At 39.6% G+C, this 15,680-nt stretch carries 11 protein-coding genes; 4 read left to right on the forward strand and 7 right to left on the reverse strand.

All coding sequences use genetic code 11. The features are described 5' to 3' along the window. Positions 1–24 precede the first annotated feature (24 nt). Positions 25–1,086 carry a YeiH family protein gene (locus tag HXT23_RS03200; RefSeq protein WP_016635392.1) on the forward strand — a complete coding sequence of 354 codons (1,062 nt, stop codon included), beginning with the start codon at positions 25–27 and terminating at the stop codon, positions 1,084–1,086. Positions 1,087–1,210: 124 nt separating this feature from the next. Here HXT23_RS03200 and HXT23_RS03205 read toward each other — a convergent pair whose 3' ends face one another. The 4 genes from HXT23_RS03205 to HXT23_RS03220 form a co-directional block, all read right to left on the reverse strand. Further along, positions 1,211–2,041 carry a L,D-transpeptidase gene (locus HXT23_RS03205; RefSeq protein WP_422112662.1) on the reverse strand — a complete coding sequence of 277 codons (831 nt, stop codon included), beginning with the start codon at positions 2,039–2,041 and terminating at the stop codon, positions 1,211–1,213. A 114-nt stretch (positions 2,042–2,155) separates the two neighbouring features. After that, the gene (gene ychF / locus HXT23_RS03210) at positions 2,156–3,244 is read right to left on the reverse strand and encodes a redox-regulated ATPase YchF (protein WP_004132823.1); all 1,089 of its coding nucleotides are present in this window, start codon (positions 3,242–3,244) and stop codon (positions 2,156–2,158) included. 56 nt (positions 3,245–3,300) lie between these two features. Further along, positions 3,301–4,104 carry a pyrroline-5-carboxylate reductase gene (gene proC, locus HXT23_RS03215; RefSeq protein ID WP_422112663.1) on the reverse strand — a complete coding sequence of 268 codons (804 nt, stop codon included), beginning with the start codon at positions 4,102–4,104 and terminating at the stop codon, positions 3,301–3,303. Positions 4,105–4,272: 168 nt separating this feature from the next. Beyond that, on the reverse strand, positions 4,273–5,652 hold the full coding sequence (locus HXT23_RS03220; protein WP_422112664.1) for an alpha/beta fold hydrolase: 1,380 nt from the start codon (positions 5,650–5,652) through the stop codon (positions 4,273–4,275). 129 nt (positions 5,653–5,781) lie between these two features. Between HXT23_RS03220 and HXT23_RS03225 the strand changes: the two genes are divergently transcribed. Further along, a complete protein-coding gene (locus HXT23_RS03225; protein WP_422112665.1) occupies positions 5,782–8,316 on the forward strand; it encodes a histidine kinase in 2,535 nt (844 codons plus the stop codon). Between the two features lie 9 nt (positions 8,317–8,325). Beyond that, positions 8,326–9,045, forward strand: a complete 720-nt coding sequence (locus tag HXT23_RS03230; RefSeq protein ID WP_016829555.1) for a response regulator — start codon at positions 8,326–8,328, stop codon at positions 9,043–9,045. Between the two features lie 142 nt (positions 9,046–9,187). Here the strand turns inward: HXT23_RS03230 and HXT23_RS03235 are convergent, their stop codons facing one another. Further along, entirely contained in the window at positions 9,188–11,881 is a 2,694-nt protein-coding gene (locus HXT23_RS03235; protein ID WP_422112666.1) for an ABC transporter permease, read from the reverse strand. 16 nt (positions 11,882–11,897) lie between these two features. Then, the gene (locus HXT23_RS03240) at positions 11,898–12,725 is read right to left on the reverse strand and encodes an ABC transporter ATP-binding protein (RefSeq protein ID WP_004132833.1); all 828 of its coding nucleotides are present in this window, start codon (positions 12,723–12,725) and stop codon (positions 11,898–11,900) included. A 564-nt stretch (positions 12,726–13,289) separates the two neighbouring features. Here HXT23_RS03240 and fucO point away from each other — a divergent pair. Next, positions 13,290–14,441 carry a lactaldehyde reductase gene (gene fucO, locus HXT23_RS03245; RefSeq protein WP_020757132.1) on the forward strand — a complete coding sequence of 384 codons (1,152 nt, stop codon included), beginning with the start codon at positions 13,290–13,292 and terminating at the stop codon, positions 14,439–14,441. A 159-nt stretch (positions 14,442–14,600) separates the two neighbouring features. On the opposite strand, the gene HXT23_RS03250 is transcribed toward fucO, so the two are convergent. Beyond that, positions 14,601–15,644: a LacI family DNA-binding transcriptional regulator gene (locus HXT23_RS03250; RefSeq protein WP_422112667.1), complete on the reverse strand. Its 1,044-nt coding sequence runs from the start codon at positions 15,642–15,644 to the stop codon at positions 14,601–14,603. Positions 15,645–15,680: the final 36 nt, after the last annotated feature.

Genomic DNA, 15,680 nt, shown 5'->3' on the forward strand with positions numbered 1-15,680 from the left:
GATTATGAGAGAATAATTGGCTAAATGGTTAATTTCTTTGATACATGGAAAAAGAAAATCTGCACAACAAACATGGCTCTTATAGCTGTGCTTACACTTTTAGCTTCCTTAATCGGCAGCTGGCTCAAGCAGTTCCCAGGCCTAAGCCTTTTGGGAGCTCTTATTATTGCGTTGCTTATTGGTATGGCTCTGCAGCTGCCTTTGCACGTATACAAGTTGAACAATGATTCTAGACGAGCAGGCGTTAAAGCATCTGCTGGCCTAATCGCAAATAAGCTACTTCGACTAGGCATTATTTTGCTTGGCTTTAAGCTAAATTTGCACGTTCTATTTACTCAAGGATTAAAGTGCCTACCAATTGCAGCCGTTCTAGTTGCTGTTATGGTATGCATTACATACAACATTGCAAAATTCCTTAAGGTTAGCCCACAACTTGCAATGCTAACCGCAGGAGGCACAAGCATTTGCGGAGCTGCAGCTGTTATGGGTCTTTCGGGATCTATGCCAGTGCTTCCACAAGATGAGGACGAAAAAGAACAAAACGAGGTTATGGCTGTTGCAACAGTTGCAATAATGGGCACAATCTACGCTTTGGCAGAAATCTTTATTCTTCCTCACTTTGGAATGACTAAGCAGCAGCTTGGAATTGCATCTGGCGCATCGCTCCACGAAATCGCACACGCTGTTGCAGCGGGCGGAGCTTTTGGAAGCATTGACGTTGCAACAATCATGAAGCTTACTCGAGTTCTTATGCTTGTTCCTACATCAATCTTTATTGCAATTTGGTGGAACGCTCGTCATAGCCAAGTAGAAGATAACGGAAAGCGCAAAATCAACTTCCCATGGTTTATGCTTGGATTTATTGCAGCATCTGTTATTGGTACGTACGTGCCTTTTGTTTCGTCCTACGCATCACTACTTGTAGACGCAGGATACGTCTTCCTTGGAATGGCTATGGCTGCTCTTGGAATCAACGTAAACTTTAGAGTTATATTTAAGCAAGGAAAAGCAGCATTCTTAGCAAGCTTCCTGGCATCTATTGTTTTAGTTGCGTTAGCTTGTTGCGCAAGTATTTTGTTCTTCTAATAAACAAGAGAAGATAAAACAAACGCAGTTAAAACAAACAAAAAATCAGGGGATTCCATTTTGAAATCTCCTGATTTTTTATATTTCTTACTTACGTAAATGCTTCACATAACTCTAAAACAGATTATTCAATATATACTGCTGTTCCGTCTGGAATATTCGTATAGAACCAATTAGCATCTGGAACACTTAATCGCACACATCCGTGCGATGCAGGGACCCCAAGTTTTTGCGCTTCTTCTACAATATAATCGCCAAAATTAGCACGAGTTGGAACAGAGTGGAACAAATACTTTGCTCCTATAAAACCAACCCAATAGTCTCCACCCATTCCTTCTGTTCTATTGTAAAAATGGTATCCCCTATGCCCTATTCTAAAATCGCCTTTAGGTGTGGAGTTATTCATTCCAGAGCTAACAATCATTGTATAAACAAGATTATTATTCGCATAAATATAAACACGTTGTTTTTTAAGGTCTACATTTATTTGCAAATGATTTGCATCTATTCCAGAAAGATTTGGATATTGACCGCCTGTAGAAATCTTCCATAAGTTAGAAAAATCAATTGCATTCGCATTTTGATTTTGTGCATTAGAGCTATCATTAGACTTATCTTTGGACTTATCATTATGCTCTAATGGCGTCTTTTTTGCTTTCGACTTTGCGTCAAAATTATCGCCTTTTTTACTTTTTACATTACTTAAAGCGGAATCAAGCTTGTTTGACTTAAAATATTGTGCTTTAAGATTTACAAAAATACGCTTATTCGCTTCTTTAACAACATGCGATACTTGGAATCCAACAAAACTAAAGAAGACCAAAACAATTAGAAAAGCGAGCGCACGCTTGTAGAAAATTTTGCGATTTTTTGGAGATTTTAAGCTAATAACATATTTCACAAATCGCGAAATAAGCGACTTTAACATGCTTTTAAAAGCATAAAATATATTCATACAATCTCCATAAGTAAACAAAATAAAAGGCGCCACTTCGATACTACACTATAGTGCCTAAGCAGCGCCAAATTACACGTTATTTGATTATTTATATGATTATTGTCTAACTAATCACACATTAAACTTAAATTCAACAATATCTCCGTCTTGCATAACGTAATCGCGGCCTTCAAGACGAAGCTTTCCTTCTTCCTTGATTTTTGCCATAGAGCCTTGAGCCTCAACAAAATCATTGTAAGAAACAACTTCTGCTTTAATAAATCCACGCTCAAAATCTGTGTGAATAACGCCTGCAGCTTGCGGAGCAGTCCAACCTTTATGAATTTGCCATGCGTGAACTTCTTTAACGCCAGCAGTCAAATAGGTTTGAAGCCCTAAAATATCAAAGCCAACGCGCGCAAGCTGATCCAATCCAGATTCTTGTAATCCTGCATCTGCAAGCATTTCTCTAGCATCTTCTTCATCAAGCTCAGTAAGCTCCGACTCAAATTGCGCGTTAAGGAAAATCGCCTTTGCAGGAGCTACAGATGCCGCTAGCTTAGACTTCAAAGAATCATCCGAAAGCTCCGAATCGTCAACATTAAACACATAAATAAAAGGCTTAGCAGTAAGCAAGTGCAAATCGTAAACGTCGTCTTTATTAATCAACTTCTCGTTATGAGCCTGATCAATCGTCTTTCCAGATTCAAGAATTTCTTTAGCTTTGTTCACTGCGCCAACGTATTCTTGAGTAACTTTTTTGCCACGTAAATCTTTTTCTAACTTTGGCAAAGCGTTCTCGATTGTTTGCAAATCTGCAAGAATAAGCTCCGTGTTGATTGTGTCAATATCGTCTGCAGGATCCACCTTGCCATTAACGTGCACAATGTCATCATCGTTAAACGCGCGAACAACTTCGCAAATAGCATCCGCTTCGCGAATATTAGCAAGGAACTTGTTTCCCAAGCCTTCGCCTTCGCTAGCACCCTTAACGATTCCTGCAATATCAACAAATGTAACGGTTGCTGGAACGATTTTCTCGGTTTTAACAAGCTTTGCTAAAACAGGCAAACGTTTGTCTGGCAAAGGCACAATACCAGTATTTGGCTCGATTGTTGCAAATGGATAATTTTCCGCTAAAACGTTGTTTCGTGTTAGCGCATTAAACATAGTTGATTTACCAACGTTAGGCAAACCTACGATTCCAATAGTTAAAGACATATTACCTACTTTAGACCAGCTAGCGGAAGTGACTACACTACTATACTCGTAATGTTTTATTTTTGTTGAATTGCGTCAACCGCGCTAATAACATCTCCCCTAAAACCACACGATTCTAGCTTTGCAACACCTCGAATCGTAGTGCCACCAGGAGAGCATACTGCGTCCTTCATAACCCCTGGGTGAACACGCGTATCCATATACAACGCGCCTACTCCCTCAATCATCTTTGCAGCCAAGCGATATGCGCAATCTCTCTTTAGACCATACTTTACGCCAGCATCTGCTAAAGCTTCCATGTACATAGCAGTAAAAGCTGGAGCGCAACTAGAAACACACATTGCAATATTCATGTGCTCGCTATCTACTCGCTCGACTAAAGAAATCGGATTAAAAATAGCATTAAAAGCTTCTAGTTGACTATCCGTTAGCGTATTTTCGCTTTCTGCTAGAGTGACTCCTTGGCAAACTGCGATTGGCGTATTTGGAATAATGCATTGCACGTTAGCATCTTTGCCCAGTAGATTCTGGTAACGCTTAAGAGTCCAGCCTGCTGCAACGGATATAACTGCGATTTTTCTTTCTACAATAGTTTTTGCAATAGGTTGCAAAACTTCTTCTATTTGATTTGGTTTTACAGCTAAAATTAAAACATTGCTAAAATCGCAAACTTCACACGCGCTTTTTAACGCTTTTACGCCAAATTCGCTTGCATTATTAGCAAGTTTTTCAAAGTGCGCCGCGCATGCAACCATATCTTTGCCTTGTAAAACATTAGCGCGAATCAAGCCTTTAGCAATTGCTTGAGCCATGTTTCCAAAACCAATAAATCCAACGGTTCCAATTGAGTTAGAACTCATTAACAAATCCCCTTAATATCTAAACACTAAAACGAACACTAAATAAACACTAACTTTTTATTAAGCATCTAATCATTTGTATATATAACTTGTATATCTAATCATTTGTTAGGTACTTTAATCAAAGTTACTTACCGCTTATATTACTTATCACTTATATCACTTATATCACTTATAAATAGACTCCAAATCTCCACGATTCTTTGCCTCTTCTAGCAAATGACGGAACACAAAGTCGCCATGAACACCATCGTGCTCAAACTCGTTTGTTGTCCAATAATGGGAGTTTGCAATACGAGAAAGCGTATCTAACTGAAGACCAGAATCAACGTACATGTCGTCGAAGTAAACCGCTGCTTGCAAAGGAACTGCGTTATTTGCAAGCTGATCTAAATCGTAAATCTTGCCAAACTGCTTGTCGCTCATTAAGCAGTCAACTGCTGGCAAGAATGGTTGCAAAGCTTTTTCTTGATCAAACATCCAAGGAAACATAGCTTCGCCCGTAAAAAGAAGCGGGCGCGCGCTACCAGAAAACTCTGGCATTGTTTCCCTAACCTGCTGAGCTGCCCACAAAATCGGGTGCTCTAATTCACCATCAGCATAAATAAATTCTTGCAGCGGCCAATATAGCGGACTAGAATATGTTGCATCCATAACACCGTAAAGAAACTCATCGCTTAAATAGCCGTCTGCTGTTCCACCGCCATGCTTAAATGCTTTAAGAGATCCATCTCCATCCGAAAATGCGGAGTCAATAAGCCAATGAACTCTTTCAAAACTTGGCTTCATGCCAAAAGATGATCCAAGAGTCTGGAATCGCTCAACGGTTAGCTTTTCGCCATTAGGTAAGAAAACATCTCCTTGAGAAATCCTATCTGCAATAGCAGCAGCGCGCGCAACATCCTGCGGATAGCGCTCATAGAATTGCTCAGTTTTACGCGCCATACGAGGAAAAGTATGTTCATAGACTTCACGCGCATTTGCAGGAACATGAGGAATGCCGCCAGTTGTGAAGCTTGCAATCAATCCCTGCGGGAAAAGCGACAAATACGTAAGCGTTAAGAATCCACCATAGCTTTGACCCAAAGAAACCCACGGCTTTGCATTAAACTCAGTTAAGCGCAAATGCTCAAAATCGCGAATAATAGAATCTGCTAAGAATCGCTTTAAGTACCATGCTTGCCGCTCTACGCTCACGCCGTCGTCTGCCATGCGCTTAATCGTAGAAGCATCTACCCTAGAAGAGCGCCCAACACCACGCTGGTCTGGCAAGACTACGCGAAAATGCTTAATTGCTTCTTGAATCCAACCATCGCTAGACGGCGAAAGTGGACGAGGGCACTGACCGCCTGGGCCTCCTTGCAAAAACACCAGCAAAGGCAAATCGTCATGCGCATGTTCTGGAGCACTAATAACCCTGCAAAATAGGCGAATCTTCTCCCCTTTAATAGAATCGCCTGGAGTGTTTTGCTCCCAGTCTAAAGGAACATCGATTGCGCGCTCTTCTACATACAATCCTGGTACGTAATACTTTGCTAGCAGTGCCATTGTAAACATTCCTTTCTGCACTCGCATGCAACGTTGCAATAACAAATCACATACAAAAATACACACTCTTATATAAATCATACTAAAGTTCGATTGTTCTATAAAGTGCCGTGTACTAGCCTAGTAGTTATGAAAATATCTCACACGTTTAACAGAGCTATACAACGCTTACGCACTGAGCTTACGCTAAACGATATATTGTGGGGCATTATTCCGCTTATTCTTTTTACACTTTCAAGCAATCGTTATACTATAAGCAATGTTGACGGATTCTTGACGCAAAGTTCGCTACTTACAACCTATCTTATAAATATTGTTGTTGCAGCATTACTTTCACTACGAAAACTATGGCCCGAACACACAGCTGTTATTTTTATTGTTGCATGCATTGTGCAAGTAATATTTGGTCCAGCTCAACTTTTTGCTGATTTCTTTGGTTTTGTGCTACTTGTTAATGCTATTGCTCGCGGAAATCCAGAGCATTCAAAAGCTTTTGTTATTGCAGCTTACGTAACAACCGTATTATCTTGCGCAGCAATATCGTGGAATATTGTAATGGGGCCAATATATGGCATCAATCATTTAAAAGCTAGTTATTCTTGCAGCGTAAAAAATATAAATAGTAGTAACATAAAAAACTGCGTTTCAATTATACTTGATTTTGCAATTCCTAATATAATTTTTGCGATTATTATTACTACAATTACGGTTATTATTGGCTACTGGCAGCGCACTCACGTGCACACTATTCAACTTTTACAAGAGAACAATAACGCTATTCGCGCGTACCGAAAGAAAGCTCAGCATATTGCTGTTACTGCAGAGCGCGCTAGAATCGCTAGGGATATGCACGATATTGTTGCTCACACGCTTTCTATTATTATTGTTCAAGCAGACGGTGGTCGCTATGCAGCAACCAAAGATATTTCTCTTGCTAAAAAAACAATGCATATTATTAAAAACGAAGCCGAGCGCGCCGTTCACGACATGCGCCGACTGCTAGAAGCTTTAACAGACGCTCCATCCGCTCAATTGGATTTTAATCACATACCTTCGCTTATTGAGCAAGCAAAAATTGCATCTCCTAATAATATTTTTTGGCACACTGTTGATGGCATAAATTCTCAAAATAGACTTAACACGGACGCACAAACCGTTGCATATCGCGTTGTTCAGGAATCTCTTACTAATATTCGGAAGCACGCAGGAAATGGCATTAAAATAAACATTCACGAACAGTGGAACGAACAAGGCTTAACACTAAAAATCACAAATGAAGTACACAAGCTTGAAGCTAATAAAGAGCAAAATAGTGGTGTGCCACATAAAAATGGTTATGGCTTAATTGGCATGAAAGAGCGCATTGAAAATCTTCATGGAACACTTGATTATGGAATACAAAACGATGGAACATTTAGTATTGTTGCTTTTATTCCATACTCTTACATTACAGATCAATCAAACACTACTGCTTCTGCACTAAATAGTATTTCTAATGTTAGTTATAAAAACGTAAAAGTTAATAATCCATTATCAACGCAAGAAAAACCTGAAAATGCAAGCGATAAAACCTCATCAAAAGTTTTGCCAGAAGCAAATAATTCACAAAATAGGATTGAAAAAGTATCGCAATGGTTTGAAAAACATTGGCTTATTGGAGACATTATTTATGCGTCACCTTGGACTGTTCTAATGCTTTTTATACCAACTTACGATTTTACTGTTGGAACTGGAATGACTTCGCAATATTCAAGCTCGCTTTCATTTCAAATACTTTATAGAATACTTACGCTTACTACTATGATTCCATTTATGTTTCGTAGAAAAGCTCCAACTATGTGCGCAATTATTGCAGCAGCATTTTCTGCAATACAACTTATATGCTTACCTAATATTTTATTTGCTAATTTCTTTATACCAGCCATTGTTTATGCGGCTGTGCTCTATGGCAAAAAGCACGCATGGCAATGGGTTAGCGCAGTAGTGCTCGCCGAATCTGCTATTTTTGCTGTAAAAATTGGTGTTGCATCAAAAAATATTCCACAAAATGAAACTCCAATACGATTTTTTGCATCTAATGCGTACACAACCAATTTTTATGACATTATGCAAATGGCGTCCGTAGGATTAGTTTTTGGTTTTATAGTTGCGTTAATTTGTTTTACTGCTATTACATTTGCTTATTACCGCAGAAACGATGATAATAATTTGCTGATTCTAAAAGCGCGCAGAACAGAATTAGAACAAGAACAAAAACAGCTAGAAGTACTTGCAGCAAATGCCGAAAGGCAGCGTATTAGCGCAAATATTCAGCAAAAAGTTGCAGTTACATTGCATAAAGTAATTTATGCTGCAAATAGTGGAATCGATATGCTAAATGAATACGAAAAATTAAATAGCAATGCAGAAAAGCTAAAGTCATCACAACAAGAGCAATCACAGGAACAAGAACAAATTGAAGCAATTAGTAAGGCTTTTAAAAACATTGGAGATGAAGGTCGCTCAGCACTTAGGTACATGCGAAAACTACTTGGAATTTTGCGAGAAACAGGCTCAAGTGTTAATTCATCAAATAATAGTGCAAATGTAGCTGAGATTGCGGTTCGCCCTGCTGCCCCACTAGATGAACAAATTCAACACAACACATTAAATAAGCAACAGTAAGTTGATACTATGGAAAATATGGAAAACAATGGAGTAATTCGCGTAGCAATAGCAGACGATCAGGAGCTTGTGCGCGCAGGATTTACTATGGTAATCAACTCGCAAAAAGATATGCGAGTTGTTGCGCAAGCAGCGAATGGAAATGAAATTGTAGAAGTTGCGTCAAAGGAAAATCCAGACGTTATTTTGATGGACGTGCGCATGCCTAACATGGACGGTTTGGAAGCTACGCGCAAAATCTTAAAAGAAGACACTAACGCCAATACGCGCATTATTATTTTAACTACTTTTGATTTAGACGAATATGTTATGGCTGCGATTCATACGGGCGCATCGGGATTCTTGCTTAAAGATACAGAGCCAGAAACATTGCTTAATTCAATACGGACTGTGTATCAAGGAAATGCAATTATTGCTCCAACTGCTACAAAGCGCTTAATTGAGTCAATGATCTCTAAGCCTAACGATGAAGAAAAATCAAAAGAAGAAATTGCGACTAAAAACGAGCAAAGCGCAAACACGTACGATTCTTGCTTAAATGACTTAACAGATCGCGAGCGCGAAGTTCTTGTAGAGATTGCTCACGGACTATCTAATCAAGAGATTGCTAATAAACTGTTTATTAGCTTGCCAACAGTTAAAACGCATGTTGCGCATATTTTGGGAAAAATCAATGCAAGAGACAGAGTTCAAGCTGTTGTGTTTGCTTACGAGAACAGTCTTGTTTAACTATTTTTATAAAAATAAAAAACAATGCGAATGTTCTTATAGCCAATAAATCTTTTCTATAAAAATAATGCGGCTGCAAATTAATCAATTCTTAATTGAATGATTAAAATTGCAACCGCATTTTGTTTTGCGTTTCTAGCGATTAGTCCTCCGCGAGCGCAACTACTGGCGAAGACTTTACTGCTCTACGAGCTGGAAGAACGCTGGAAAGAAGCGCTGCAAGTAAAGCGATTAGAGCAAGAACCGCGTAAATAGTCCAATCAATTACAAACGGAACTTTGCCAATTGCGCTAAACACCATGTAGGATCCAATCCATCCAAACGCTGTTCCAACAATCAAGCCAGAAACAGTGCTTGTTAGGGAAATCAACGTTGCTTCCAACGCAAGAGATCTTCTAACCTGTCCTCTTGTCATGCCGATTGCGCGCAAAGTTGCAGATTCTTTGGTTCGCTCAATAACAGACAAGCTTAACGTGTTTGCAACGCCTATTAAAGCAATCACAACAGCTACTGCTATTAAGCCAACAAGCAACATCATCATTATGTCGATAGCACTCTCCCACTGCGCTCGTTGGAACACGCTTCCACCAGCCATAACCTCCGCATAGCTAGATGTAATATTTCTAATATTTTTAACAATATCTACAAGATTAGCTTTGCTAGAGTCTACCGAAATAAGCAGAATATGCGTTGTAGGCTTAAGGTAGTTATTGAAGTAAGATTTGCTAACAAAAGCAGTATTCCTTGAATATATATTAACATTTCTATACTTCTTAAACTGAACTTGCTTTACAGTAATGCTCTTATCGTTATTACTCGAGTCTGTATTCATGCCAGTAAATGGCGTAATATTATTACTGTCTGTTTCACCAGAACTGTACTTTTCTACGTAAGCTTGCAGATTAAGGTTTCCTTTTTTAAGCTCAAAAGGCTCTCCGCCTTCTCCATTAAACTTAGGCAAAAGCACAGAATCTTTGTTTATATTAACGCCATCAAGGTCAGTGTGCATTACATTTTTAAGTTGATCTGTATTATCAACTCCAGCTGCCATAGCATACTCAGTTTCGCCCTTAGCGTTCTTAAAAGTCATAGGAACTGCAGGAAGCAACTCAGTATGCTTTATTCCACTAATCTTTGAAATATCGGCAGCTAAAGATTCATCAACATTCTTGCCTTGAATAATAATGTCAACACTGTAATGGTCATCAACAACACCTTTAAGAGTTGCTTTACCACATATTGCGCCAGTTACTACCGTTGAAACAAGCGTTACGCCAATAAGCAAAGCCGTTCCAGTTGCCGCAACTCTTCTAGGGTTTCTTTGCACGTTTGCGTTAGCAACTTTAGATGCAGGACCACAAAGTGCCATGATTGCGCCAGTTGCCTTCATAGCAAACGGCATCCAGAATATGGCTGTCATAACAATACCAATAAAAACAAGCGCACAACCAAACATTGCTCCAAGCAAAGTCATCCAAGAGTCAGAACCAGCAGTAGGAGACCTCCTCGCAATCATGCTTGCTAAAGAAGTAGCACTTAAAGCCGTAGCTAAAATACCTACAACAATAAACACAACACCAAAAACAGCGCGAATAATGCTTGCACGCTTATCTTTAATCAAATCCATTGGTCGTAGCGCTTCCATAGGCGTTACTTTTGTAGCCGACCTCGCAGCACCCATAGATGCAAGAACTGTTACAATCGTGCCAATTGCTATTGGCCACACAACCGCTGGAAGCGAAACAATCAAAGGAATCTTAGATAACGGTCCAGAATTAATATTCACGTTACTAATTGCGCCCATAAATCCGATTGCACAAAGCACGCCAACAGCCGCAGAAATAACTCCAAGTATTGCAGCTTCAAGCAAAACTGCTGCATAAAGCTGGTGCGATTGTGCACCGATTACGCGCAAAAGTGCAAGAGTGCGTCTGCGTTGAGCAACCAAAACTTGGAATGTGTTTGCTATAACGAGCGAAGAAATAAGCAACGCTAGAATACCAAAAGATAGCAAGAACATGGTTACAAAATTGGTACCGTTAGACACATTTCGAACAGCTCTTACGCCAACTTCATGCCTAGACATAAGAGAGAATCTCGAAGGAAGCAAAGAGTTAATCTTAGGAGATAAATCGTTTATTTTAGATTCATCAATACTCATGTACACTTTGCTTTGCACAACTTCATTGTCAAAATTCTTAAGATTGTTGAGTTTTGCACAAAAATCATTCGTTACGCCACCAAGATATGTGCCGCGATTTGAAAATGGTATTTGAGAATGCTCTCCATCGTCTACAAGACCAACCACACGAACATCGTACGATTTTTCTTTATCTCCGCCAGTGTCATCTACTTTAACCAAAGTTATAGTATCGCCAATATTTGCATGTATTGATTTAGCAATACTTTTAATAAGAGTTATTTCACCTATTTTTTGCGGTTCTCTACCTTCTGTTGATTTATACACAGGAAGATTTCCATACAAACCATTAGACCAAGCAATACTCGTAACTGATTTATCACCTTTTTCCACTCTTACAAGAGCAGTCGCATCATCACTACGAATGCCATTAACACCAGGCATCTTCGATATTTCGTCTAAATGAAGGTCTTTATAATGAATTTTACTACTCGGAGAACTGTTAGGATTCCTAAATGAGATTGCATAATTTGCGCTACCGAATTCATTTGTTGCGTTACGAACCATCAAGTCATCAACGCTGTTTGCAAAAAGCAAAGTAGCGCTCATAAACATGCTGCCTATAAGAATTGCAATTCCAGAGGCGATTAACATGCGCACGCTTTTACGCATAAGTTTTAGTGCGATTTTCCACATTCTAACTTCACCCCTTTTATTGCAATTGAGCAGGCTGATTATTAACGCCAGCCTCGCTGCGTTCCATAAGCATCTTGCTCATTCCTTCTGCAGTAGGATTTTGCACGTCTTCAACGATTTGACCATCTGCAAACACGATTGCTCTATCTGCATAAGACGCTGCAACAGCGTCGTGAGTAACCATAATCACAGTTTGACCAAGTTCCGTTACAGACTTCTTCAAAAAATGCAAAACTTCCAAACTGGAAGCAGAATCGAGATTGCCAGTAGGCTCGTCTGCAAAAACTACGGAAGGCTTAGAGATTAAAGCTCGAGCGATTGCAACGCGTTGGCGCTGACCACCAGAAAGTTCGGCAGGCCTATGCTTTAAGCGATCTTGCAAGCCAAGAGTATTAATCAAAGTATTAAACCATTGCTTATCTGGCTTTTTGCCTGCCAAAGTAAGAGGCATAAGAATATTTTGCTCAGCGCTAAACATTGGAAGAAGATTAAAACTTTGGAAAATAAACCCAACCATTTCGCGGCGCATAAGCGTAAGCTGATTATCGCTCATACCTGTAATATCTAGGCCATCTACCAAAACTTTTCCAGAATTAACGCTGTCAAGACCAGCCAAAGAATGCATTAAAGTTGACTTTCCAGAACCAGAAGGACCCATAATCGCCGTAAACTTGCCGCGCTCGAAGCTAACGCTAACATCTCGCAAAGCGTGAACAATGCCTGCGCCCTTGCCAAAATCTTTAACAACATGCAAAGCTGCAACCGCAGTCTCGCCAATCAAACCTTCTTGAGCGGAATAATTCATTTGCGTAAAACGCGTATCTTGACTATTTTCAACACTCATTTTGCACCTCACATACTTCTGTGATTACCTTACAATTACAATTTACGTGATTAAAAACGCATTCTCTATAGTGCGTAAGGCTGATATTTTCATTGGAATAATAGGGATTTTGATATTAAATTTTGATATAAAAATGCTCTTATGTAAAATCGTCATACTTTAGTATGAGAAGCTTGCATAAGATTGTTAATGCTACAAGCTCAAATTTGCATTTCACGCGATTAGTCAATGCAAAATAAGTCAATTTTTAATGCAAAATAAGTCAATTTGGCAACTACAACACCATCAATTAAAGAATTTTTCTTAACATGTTTAATATTTTTCCTTCAAAATAAGCATTACAAATCATGTGCTCGAATTTTTATAAATGTGCTTATTTATATCTAAAATAAATAAAAATGCATAAAATTAGTTAGTTTATGTTCATTTTAATTGTTTATTTGTTAATTTTAGTAACAAAACGCTTATTTACACACTCGCCAAATGTCATGCAATATTGTAAAATATTAATCGACTACCAAAAATTTGGCATAAGCCAACAAGAAACTCAAAGGAGATTTTCGCATGGTCTATAGAATGATTTTTAATCAGACTGCTTACTTTGGTCGTGGAGCAATCAAAGAGATTCCAAACGTTGCTAAAGCACATGGATTCAAAAAAGCATTTGTTGTAACAGATCCTGTTCTTGTAAAGACTGGAACCGTTAAAAGAGTTACCGACGTTCTAGAATCCGCTGGTCTTCCATACGAAGTATTCGACAACGTAAAGCCAAATCCACCTGTTGAATGCATTCAAGACGGTGTAGAAAAGTTCAAGGCATCTGGCGCAGACTTCCTTATTGGACTCGGCGGCGGCTCTCCGCAAGATACATGCAAAGGCATTGGAATTATTGTAGCTAACCCAGAGTTTGGCGATGTTCTTTCTCTAGAAGGCGTTGCAGATACAAAGAATCCTTCTGTACCAATCTTTGGCGTGCCAACAACCGCAGGAACCGCTTCCGAAACAACAATCAACTATGTTGTTACCGATACTGCAAAGCTTCGCAAGTTCGTTGCAGTAGACCCTCACGATATTCCAATCGTTGCATTCGTAGACCCAGATCTCACCGATTCCATGCCACGCTCGCTTAAAGTTGCAACTGGTTTGGACGCACTCACACACGCAATCGAAGGTTTCATTACTCCAGGCGCATGGAGCCTTTCGGATTGCTTGTCTTTGCAAACAATTCGCATGATTGCACAAAACCTTGCAAAGAGCGCAGACGGAGATGTTCCAGCAGGCGAACAAATGGCTTACGCAAGCTATATAACTGGCATGGCATACTCCAACGTTGGTTTGGGCTTGGTTCACGGCATGGCTCACCCACTCGGTGGTCGCCTTGGCGTTGCTCATGGCGTTGCAAACGGAATTTTGCTTGCTCCTGTTATGGAATATAACAAAGATTACACTGGCGAAAAGTATCGCGATATTGCTGCCGCATTCGACGTTCCAAACGCATACACCGATGACCTCGAAACCGTGCGCAATGCTGCTGTAAAGGCAGTTCACGACTTAACGGTTAAGCTTGGAAATCCTACTAAGATTAGCGAAGTCGGAGCTAGTGAGGCAGATATTGAAGGCTTAAGCCACGACGCTTTGGCAGATGTTTGCACTCCAGGAAACCCACGCAAGGCCACTTTGGAAGATATTCGCAAGATTTACACAAGCTTGATGTAGTCTCTTTGCGTAGTCTTCTAAAATAATCAAACAATAAATAAATACGCACATTTAGAACGAACAATTTGTGGACGCAATTTATCTTGATTTATCTTGATTTAAGTTGCGTCCACATTTTGTATGCAATAAGCCATAAAGCCTATATCTACAAGTTTTCTATTAATCAACAACTGACTGAGTGCTGTCTCGAATAACAACATGAGCAGGAAGAACTAGTTGACTTTCAATCTCCTTGCCTTCTCGAATTGCAAGAATCATACTAACAGCATTTTTTGCCATAATATCAAAAGGCTGATTAACGGTTGTTAAAGAAGGCATTAAATATTGCGCTGGATAAACGTCATCAAAGCCTGCAACCGAAAGCTCTGTTCCTAACTTAATTCCGCGCTCTCGAGCTGCACGATACACATTTACAGCAGTAATATCGTTGCAAGCAAAAATCGCAGTTGGACGCTTGGCTTTAGGCAAATCCAAAAGACTACAAGCCATTTTGTATCCAAGCTCTGGAAGATAATCGCCCTCTTTTACTAAGTCTTTATCAACACTCAAACCAGCTTGTTCCATAGCAGCACTGTATCCAGCAAAGCGAGCAACACCAGATTGAACGTTTAACGGACCTGTAATAACGCCAATTCGCTTATGACCCAAACTAATCAAATGCCGAGTAAGCTCGTAGGAACCTGTCCAATTATCAATAGAAATCGTGTGATCGTTGCCGTTGCCAACAGAAACTGGGTCAATAATCACAAGCGGAATATTGCGCATACGCAAAAATTCTTTATCTTTTTCTTCTAGATCAGACATTTGCGATATAACACCCAAAGGGTTTCTATCTACGATTCCACGCAAGCATTCCTCGCGCTTTTTGCCATTGTTAGTTTGAGCAACCGTAAGCGCTAATCCTTCTTTTTGCGCCCAGCGAGACGCGTAAGTAATCATCTCAATCGTGCCATTATTTGCAACGTAATCTACAAGTAGCTCAACTGTTGGAGAAATTTTAGTGCTAACAAGAGAATAATCGCGCCCACTTTTAGCTAGAACTTTTTCTACGCGTCTTCTAGTTTCTTCCGATACTCCCGACCTACCGTTTATTACCTTCGATATTGTAGACGGAGAAACACCAGCTTCTTTAGCAAGTTCTGTAATCTTAGGCTTCGACGATTCAGATTCTTCTAAACCACTTTGTTTGCTATTTATGGCCATTTTCTCCCTTTCTAGCTTCTACGCGTTTTTGCTTAA

The sequence above is a fragment of the Gardnerella sp. DNF00257 genome (assembly GCF_049262745.1).
Lineage (GTDB): Bacteria > Actinomycetota > Actinomycetes > Actinomycetales > Bifidobacteriaceae > Bifidobacterium > Bifidobacterium piotii.

Coding starts and splice junctions, on each gene's coding strand:
- HXT23_RS03200 (WP_016635392.1), top strand. CDS start 25: ATGGTTAATTTCTTTGATACATGGAAAAAGAAAATCTGCACAACAAAC.
- HXT23_RS03205 (WP_422112662.1), bottom strand. CDS start 2,041: ATGAATATATTTTATGCTTTTAAAAGCATGTTAAAGTCGCTTATTTCG.
- ychF (WP_004132823.1), bottom strand. CDS start 3,244: ATGTCTTTAACTATTGGAATCGTAGGTTTGCCTAACGTTGGTAAATCA.
- proC (WP_422112663.1), bottom strand. CDS start 4,104: ATGAGTTCTAACTCAATTGGAACCGTTGGATTTATTGGTTTTGGAAAC.
- HXT23_RS03220 (WP_422112664.1), bottom strand. CDS start 5,652: ATGGCACTGCTAGCAAAGTATTACGTACCAGGATTGTATGTAGAAGAG.
- HXT23_RS03225 (WP_422112665.1), top strand. CDS start 5,782: ATGAAAATATCTCACACGTTTAACAGAGCTATACAACGCTTACGCACT.
- HXT23_RS03230 (WP_016829555.1), top strand. CDS start 8,326: ATGGAAAATATGGAAAACAATGGAGTAATTCGCGTAGCAATAGCAGAC.
- HXT23_RS03235 (WP_422112666.1), bottom strand. CDS start 11,881: ATGTGGAAAATCGCACTAAAACTTATGCGTAAAAGCGTGCGCATGTTA.
- HXT23_RS03240 (WP_004132833.1), bottom strand. CDS start 12,725: ATGAGTGTTGAAAATAGTCAAGATACGCGTTTTACGCAAATGAATTAT.
- fucO (WP_020757132.1), top strand. CDS start 13,290: ATGGTCTATAGAATGATTTTTAATCAGACTGCTTACTTTGGTCGTGGA.
- HXT23_RS03250 (WP_422112667.1), bottom strand. CDS start 15,644: ATGGCCATAAATAGCAAACAAAGTGGTTTAGAAGAATCTGAATCGTCG.